The sequence below is a fragment of the Flavobacterium sp. genome, from assembly GCF_029242675.1.
Taxonomy (GTDB): Bacteria; Bacteroidota; Bacteroidia; order Flavobacteriales; family Flavobacteriaceae; genus Flavobacterium.
Genome location: NZ_JAQWTM010000296.1, coordinates 1 through 7,042, shown reverse-complemented (window position 1 = coordinate 7,042; position 7,042 = coordinate 1). Strand labels below are relative to the sequence as shown.

Annotated in this window: 9 protein-coding genes; all 9 read right to left on the bottom strand. The window is 35.2% G+C overall.

Features of this window, described 5'->3' with window-relative positions; all coding sequences use genetic code 11:
* Positions 1-68: 68 nt before the first annotated feature.
* Positions 69-251: a hypothetical protein gene (locus tag P8M54_RS10780; protein ID WP_300287850.1), complete on the bottom strand. Its 183-nt coding sequence runs from the start codon at positions 249-251 to the stop codon at positions 69-71.
* A 178-nt stretch (positions 252-429) separates the two neighbouring features.
* Positions 430-1,014: a fasciclin domain-containing protein gene (locus P8M54_RS10775; RefSeq protein WP_300287849.1), complete on the bottom strand. Its 585-nt coding sequence runs from the start codon at positions 1,012-1,014 to the stop codon at positions 430-432.
* A 118-nt stretch (positions 1,015-1,132) separates the two neighbouring features.
* On the bottom strand, positions 1,133-2,215 hold the full coding sequence (gene arsB, locus P8M54_RS10770; RefSeq protein WP_300287848.1) for an ACR3 family arsenite efflux transporter: 1,083 nt from the start codon (positions 2,213-2,215) through the stop codon (positions 1,133-1,135).
* A gap of 3 nt (positions 2,216-2,218) precedes the next feature.
* Positions 2,219-2,845, bottom strand: coding sequence for a protein-tyrosine-phosphatase (locus P8M54_RS10765; RefSeq protein WP_300287846.1), 627 nt, complete (start codon positions 2,843-2,845; stop codon positions 2,219-2,221).
* Positions 2,846-2,861: 16 nt separating this feature from the next.
* The gene (locus P8M54_RS10760) at positions 2,862-3,326 is read right to left on the bottom strand and encodes a DUF6428 family protein (RefSeq protein WP_300287845.1); all 465 of its coding nucleotides are present in this window, start codon (positions 3,324-3,326) and stop codon (positions 2,862-2,864) included.
* An 18-nt stretch (positions 3,327-3,344) separates the two neighbouring features.
* A complete protein-coding gene (locus tag P8M54_RS10755; protein ID WP_300287844.1) occupies positions 3,345-3,677 on the bottom strand; it encodes a metalloregulator ArsR/SmtB family transcription factor in 333 nt (110 codons plus the stop codon).
* Between the two features lie 283 nt (positions 3,678-3,960).
* On the bottom strand, positions 3,961-4,911 hold the full coding sequence (locus P8M54_RS10750) for a DUF3667 domain-containing protein (protein ID WP_300287851.1): 951 nt from the start codon (positions 4,909-4,911) through the stop codon (positions 3,961-3,963).
* 427 nt (positions 4,912-5,338) lie between these two features.
* On the bottom strand, positions 5,339-6,100 hold the full coding sequence (locus tag P8M54_RS10745; RefSeq protein ID WP_300287843.1) for a C40 family peptidase: 762 nt from the start codon (positions 6,098-6,100) through the stop codon (positions 5,339-5,341).
* Positions 6,101-6,119: 19 nt separating this feature from the next.
* The coding region (locus tag P8M54_RS10740) for an acetyl-CoA C-acyltransferase (RefSeq protein ID WP_300287842.1) at positions 6,120-7,042 on the bottom strand (923 nt) is incomplete at its 5' end.

Genomic DNA, 7,042 nt, shown 5'->3' with positions numbered 1-7,042 from the left:
TATGCAACGGTACACCGCCACGCCCTTATAAATTGTTTGGTCTTCGCCTTCGTAATTAAAATTTATTACTAGGATATTATCTCTAAAAATCCAGTTCCGTGTTGTGTTTGATCAAATCCGATAGTCCATTTTGCATTTATTCGGTTGTTGTGATCAACCGTTAATGTTAAGGTTCTAGAATAGCTATTTCCTTCGTTGTCCTGATTTGATCCTAAGATGGAAAATCGACCAAGTATATCATTTATATTCATTGTTTATAGTCATGTAGGTGGTTGCTGAGGTAAAAAAGCTACTAAAGTAGTTTAAAAATGGTTGATAATAATTGATCTATTATTCATAGAGTTCAATTTATTTCTCAATTTCAATAAAAAGGAGCATAAAAAAACCGTTGCTGTGAGGCAACGGTTTAGTTTGAAAAGTAGTACTGAATTATTTTGGCATAACCACTTTATCTATTGCGTGTATTACACCATTTGAAGCTGCTACATCTGCAAGTATTACAGTCGAAGTTCCTCCGTTAGCATCGGTTAACATTACTTTACCATCTTTCAAGCTTAGGTCAATTTTACCTCCTTGTACGGTTGTAACTGTAAATTTACCGTTGTTTTTAGTGATTGCATCAGTCACCGCTGCGGCGTCAAATTTTCCTGCAACAACGTGGTAAGTCAAAATTGATTTTAACTTATCTAAACTTTCTGGTTTTAGCAATGTTTCTACTGTACCAGCTGGTAACGCTGCAAAAGCTGCATTGTTTGGAGCAAAAACGGTAAATGGACCTTCACTGCTTAAAGTCTCTACTAATTCTGCCGCTTTAACTGCTGCAACTAAAGTTGAAAAATCATCGTTTCCTGCTGCTACTCCTACAATGTTAGGCGTTTCAACTACAACTGTTGTATCAACTGCTACTGCTGTGGTGTCAGTCATTTCTGTTGATTCTGATTTCTTTTTGTCTCCACAAGAAGTTGCGATTACTCCAACTAATAAAAGTGTGCTGATTGTTTTAACTACTGTCATACTTATTGTTTTATGGTTAATTAAATTAAGATAACCAAAGATAGTCTTTAATATCTTTTGTTTAACTAATTTAACATTTTATTAAACAAAAAATATATTTTAATTAAAGTAGGATTCTTTATTGATGCTGTAAGTTGGGTTGAGAATAGTATTTTTTTCTAAACCAAAAAGCGACGTTTACCAATGCAATTAAGGCAGGTACTTCGACTAAAGGACCAATCACACCCGCAAAAGCTTGTCCGCTGTTGATACCAAACACACCTATGGCTACGGCAATGGCTAGCTCAAAATTATTTCCTGTTGCTGTAAAGGCAATAGCGGTACTTTTCGAATAATCAGCTCCAAAATATTTACCAACAAAAAAGCTCAGGATAAACATAAAAATAAAATACAGCACTAGTGGAATAGCAATTCGTAGTACATCAAACGGAATTTGCACTATTAATTCCCCTTTAAGGCTAAACATAATCACAATGGTAAAAAGGAGTGCTATTAGAGTAATAGGAGAAACCAAAGGAATAAATGTAGTATTGAACCATTGTTCTCCTTTTATTTTTAAAAGCGTATACCTGCTTATAATTCCTAGAGCAAACGGAATTCCTAAATATATTCCAACGCTCTCAGCGATTGCTCCAATGCTAATGTTCACTTCAAATCCAGTAAAGCCAAAGTAGGGAGGAAGAACGGTAATAAAAAAATAAGCATACACACTATACAACACTACTTGAAAGATACTGTTTAGTGCGATTAAACCAGCTGCGTATTCTCTATTTCCATCTGCGAGATCATTCCACACTACAACCATAGCAATGCAACGTGCCAGACCTATTAATATAACTCCAATCATGTATTCGGGGTAATCTTGTAAAAAGTACAGTGCAAGAAAGAACATGATAAAAGGACCTACGATCCAATTTAGCAATAATGAGGCTGTCAAAATTTTAAAGTCTTTGAAGACTTGGCCCATTTGCTCGTATTTGACTTTTGCTAAAGGGGGATACATCATTAAGATTAAACCTATGGCTAATGGGATGTTCGTGGTTCCATTTGAAAACGAATTGATAAAAGTAGCACTTGAAGGTATAAAGTTCGCGATTCCTATACCTAATGCCATTGCAAGAAAAATCCATAATGTAAGGTATTGATCAAGAAAACTAAGCTTTTTTCTTTTAAGGGCGGGTGCACAGTTAGTTGCGGACATAATTTATTTTATTTTAGAAAAGACGTATAAAAGTGCTGACGCGATTTCGATACTTCTTTCCATATATTTTTCGGCTTGTTGCGGACTATTGTCAAACGCCTTAGGGTCTTCGAACGGAAGCGGAATGCGTTTTTCTGCCCCAGCAATAAAAGGACAACCTTTATCAGCACTTGAGCAGGTTAATATGGCAGCAAATTCGGTTTCGGGGTTAAAAGGGCTATCATAATTTTTTGAAAAACCGATGATAGGATGATCATTTTGACTATAACGGATGCTGTAAATAGGATTGTCACCTAAGGCCAATTTGTCTATTTCAAAACCTGATTTTTCTAAAGTTTGAGCAACCATCGGGAATAAAGCAGTCGCTTCGGTTCCGCCTGAGTACGAAGTCACTTTTGCAATAGCATAATAAGCGGCTGCAGTTTGCGCCCAAACCTGAGCTAGATGACTACGACGCGAATTGTGCGTACAAATAAAATTAAGTCGGATTTCTTGATTTGAATTGACTTTATCTTGAATATAAGCGATTAAAGGCTCCAGTTCTGCTTTGCGATTTGCCGTGATCGTATCTAAAGGTATTGTTTTTATTAGCTCATCCAGTGAAGGGAATAGCGCTTTTGGATTATTCATAGTAATCAAATTTTAATTAGCAACAGCCTCCACCTGGAGTACAAGTGTTTTGCTGGATCGAAATAGTTTCTGTTTTTACCTCCATTTGTGGAATACCACATGCGTCTTCGGCTAGGCAAGCGGTTTGCTTATTTACAAGGACAAAGTTTTTACCATTAAAGTCAAGATCGTATTTTCCTATGGTTTCTGATTGGTACTCAACCTCAATTTCGCCATCAGGCATACCCAAAGTTTGTTCGGATAATGCAATGATATTCATTAATTTCTTTGGCTTTAAGCGGTGTTCAAAATCACTGGCATTCCATAACTGGAAATTAACAACCGATTCATTTCGGACCTTACCACCACAATCAATAAAGTTTTTTGTGATTAGACCTACCTCTGTAACGTGAAAGTGCTCGGGAACGAAAGTTCCGTTTGGTAGTTGAAATTTTACTGTATCAAGAGTAGCAAGAATAGTTTTAATTGCGGATAATTTCATTTTAATTGGATTTAAATATTAGCAACAAGAAGTGTTTGTTTTAGTTAAAGAGGAATTAATGCTTGCAAAGAACTGTTCAATTTTTTGAAACCCTTCGTGGTTCAAGCAGTAGCAAATGGCATTGCCTTCGATGTTTCCGCTGATTAATCCCGAGTTTTTCAGTTCTTTTAAGTGTTGAGAAACGGTAGGTTGAGATAATGGTAATTCATTAACAATATCTCCGCAGATGCAACTATCTACTTTAATCAGGTGTTGAATAATGGCTATTCTAGCGGGATGTCCTATGGCTTTCGCCAAAGTTGCCAATTCATTTTGTTCTTGCGTAAAATTTTCGGATTTAGTAATTCCCATATCATATAAGTATATTGCAATATTACGATATAAAAATGAAATAAACAGAGGTTCAGTATTAAAAAATTAAAACAAGTTTCTTTTTTAAAAATTAGAATACCCTATCAGATGCATGCTTATGACTTGTAATTGAATTGCTTTTGCAGTAATGCAAATACTGTGGCTTACCAAGTTTAATTAAAATAAAAAGTTGCATTGAGCTACCATCTAGCAAATCGGTCAATAGTAGGAATTAGATTAAAACTAAAAACAAACAGTGAAATGATTTAATTTATTGACTTATTTAATGAATATTTATATAGGTGTATAAGGCAAATAAAGCCATCAAAATACTAATGATTACGGTGTTGATTATAAGGATAACGCTACTTTGTATAAACGAAACCGACTTGCGTTCTTCATAAAAACGGCGGTGTGCAGGAAAAAAGTAGTACAACATCCAAAGGATACCAATGGATTGCGTTGCAAAATGAAGCCAATTGAAAATAGTGTTCTCTTCTAAAGAATGAAAAAATTTATTGCTAAAATATAGCGCTAACGTAATTAAGAGTAAAAATGAAAAATAGTGCAAAGTAAAAATACCATTGTCAAAATAATACCATCTTTTTTTATCTTGAAAAAGCCACAAGATGAAAGCGAAAACAGGCATGTAGAGAAATAATACTTTAGGTAAGTTGCTATAAAACGATTTGCTGAATTTCTCCACAATTTCTTCATCTGTATTTTGTTCTTTGACCGTGAGCCATTTTTTAAGAAACCAATATTTAGGGGCTGAGAGTCGTTGGTCTTCGGCTACATTTTTTTGAGTAGAATCGAGTTGTTTGATTGATTTATATCCAAAGTCAGCCAATTTTGTAGCTTCTTTTTTTTCTTTGGTTTCGTTAATCATTTTCTTGATGGTATCCGTACTGTTTTGTGATAGAAGTCCAACTTTAGCTAAACTGTTCATTCCTTTGTCCTCGATATGTAGTGAATCAAGCGATGGTATTATGATAGCATCGCGCATTAGAACGGGTTTTGACTGAGTGTCTGTTGGATTAGCGTCATTTGGAAACATCGAAATCAGCAAAAAAGTAATAAAACTAATGAATATATAGAGTCTAACGGGCGCCAAATACGTCAGTCGTTTCCCAGCTAAATAGGCTTTAGTAAGAACAGCTGGCTTAAAGAAAAGATTAAAAATTGTTTTCCAAAAAGAATTATCGTAATGCGTTAAATCTTCAAAAAAATGAATGAATAGATGATGGAAGGATTTTGTACTCGTTGTGTTTTCTTGGCCGCAATTTGGGCAATAGCGTCTTTCAACTACGTGTCGGCAATTTAAACAAGTTTTATCAATGCGTAGTTTTTCTTTAGATATGCGAGTAGTTCATGAAAGGATTTTTATGTAAAGCTATCATAAAATAGTTCTGATTCCTTTTATTTTGCAATAATTTGGCAATCTACAAACTTTTAAACTGTTGCTTTCTAAGAAATTGTTAAATGTTTTTTTGTTTAATAAATTTGAATTGATGATTGGTACTTTGGCAAAAGCCTAGCTATTCTATCAATTGATTTTGAACTCGCTAGAGTGGTGGGTATTACTTCGAATTTATGTTTTCTTTTCTCAAGCTGAATAAATGAAATAAAAAAACCTATCTGAAATAGATAGGTTTTAGTATTTATATTATTTTTTTTATCACACGAAGTTTGTGTGTGTGCTTATTGATTTCAGGATTATAGATTCCGAGGTGGTCAATGCGGTCAATTCTAACTTTACCACTAGCGTGAATGATATAGTTGTTTTCCATAATGATCCCAACATGGATGATATTGCCTTCATCGTTATCAAAAAAGGCTAAATCTCCAGGTTCACTTTCTTCTATAAAACTGAGCGCTTCTCCTTGCATTGCTTGCTGCGAAGCATCACGGGTTAGCTTGTAGCCGTTTAATTTATAAACCATTTGAGTAAAACCGGAACAATCAATACCAAATGGTGTTTTGCCTCCCCATAAATAAGAGGCGTTCAAATACAAATAAGCGGTAGAAATCAAATGTTTTTTGTCTTTAATTCCGTTCGTCTTGTTTCCTTCAAATTCAAAATTGGTTGTATTAATTTCGTTATGATTTAAAAAAGACAATGAAGAGCCTAAAGGTATCGGCAATAACATATTGTTGTTTCCTGTGATGTATTCAATTAGGTCTGCACTTAGAATTAAAGCATCATTAGACAATTGGATAAAGTTTGCCTCAGATAGTACTTGATATTGTTTAGAATCTACCCAACCTTCATAGGAGTCATATTGTAATTTAATACGAGACCATTGTTGTACTTGCTCTAAAATTTCAAAATGCTCACCAAATAAAACTTGAGAAACAATTTCGCTTTTGTCACTTGGTTCGAACCGAAGTGGGATTATAGCCAGATTGCAAATTCCAAACATCTATACTTTTTTTATTTCTTTATACTCTTTCGATGACAATCGCTGATGCACCACCACCACCGTTGCAAATTGCGGCAGCTCCAGTTTTTGCATTATTTTGTTCCAATACATTAAGTAGGGTCACAATAATACGTGCTCCAGAACAACCTAGCGGATGACCTAATGAAACAGCACCACCGTTTACGTTTACTTTATCGTTGTCAAGTCCAAGAATTTTTGAATTTGCTAAACCAACCACTGCAAATGCTTCGTTGAACTCAAAAAAGTCAACATCAGCTACAGTCATTCCCACTTTATCTAAGGCTTTTGGAAGCGCTTTAGCTGGGCTAGTGGTAAACCATTTAGGTTCTTGAGCAGCATCAGCATAGCTTTTTATGAATGCTAATGGTTTTAGACCTAAGGCAATCGCTTTTTCCTCACTCATTAAAATTAAAGCAGCAGCTCCGTCATTTATTGTTGAAGCATTGGCAGCAGTTACAGTTCCGTCTTTAGTAAATACAGCATTTAAAGTAGGGATACGGTCTATTTTTACATTACTAAACTCCTCGTCTTTAGAAATGATAATAGGATCTCCTTTTCGTTGTGGTACCGCTACAGGAACGATTTCTTGATCAAATTTCCCAGCTTCCCATGCTTTTGCTGAGCGCTCATAGGATTGAATAGCGTAATTATCTTGGTCTTCTCTTGTAAATTCATATTCAGAAGCACATAAATCAGCGCAAACACCCATAGCATTATTGTCATAAGCATCCACGAGACCGTCTTTTTGCAATCCGTCTACCATAGTAGCAGGACCAAATTTGGTTCCGTTTCTCATGTGTATATAATGTGGAATCAAACTCATGTTTTCCATTCCTCCAGCGATAACAACTTCAGCATCACCTGCCTGAATTGCTTGTGCGCCCATCATTACTGCTTTCATACCTGAAGCACAAACTTTAT

Bases quoted from the DNA above. Each gene is read 5' to 3' on its own strand.
- P8M54_RS10760 (WP_300287845.1), bottom strand. From the start codon at position 3,326: ATGAAATTATCCGCAATTAAAACTATTCTTGCTACTCTTGATACAGTA.
- P8M54_RS10745 (WP_300287843.1), bottom strand. From the start codon at position 6,100: ATGTTTGGAATTTGCAATCTGGCTATAATCCCACTTCGGTTCGAACCA.
- P8M54_RS10755 (WP_300287844.1), bottom strand. From the start codon at position 3,677: ATGGGAATTACTAAATCCGAAAATTTTACGCAAGAACAAAATGAATTG.
- P8M54_RS10775 (WP_300287849.1), bottom strand. From the start codon at position 1,014: ATGACAGTAGTTAAAACAATCAGCACACTTTTATTAGTTGGAGTAATC.
- P8M54_RS10780 (WP_300287850.1), bottom strand. From the start codon at position 251: ATGAATATAAATGATATACTTGGTCGATTTTCCATCTTAGGATCAAAT.
- arsB (WP_300287848.1), bottom strand. From the start codon at position 2,215: ATGTCCGCAACTAACTGTGCACCCGCCCTTAAAAGAAAAAAGCTTAGT.
- P8M54_RS10765 (WP_300287846.1), bottom strand. From the start codon at position 2,845: ATGAATAATCCAAAAGCGCTATTCCCTTCACTGGATGAGCTAATAAAA.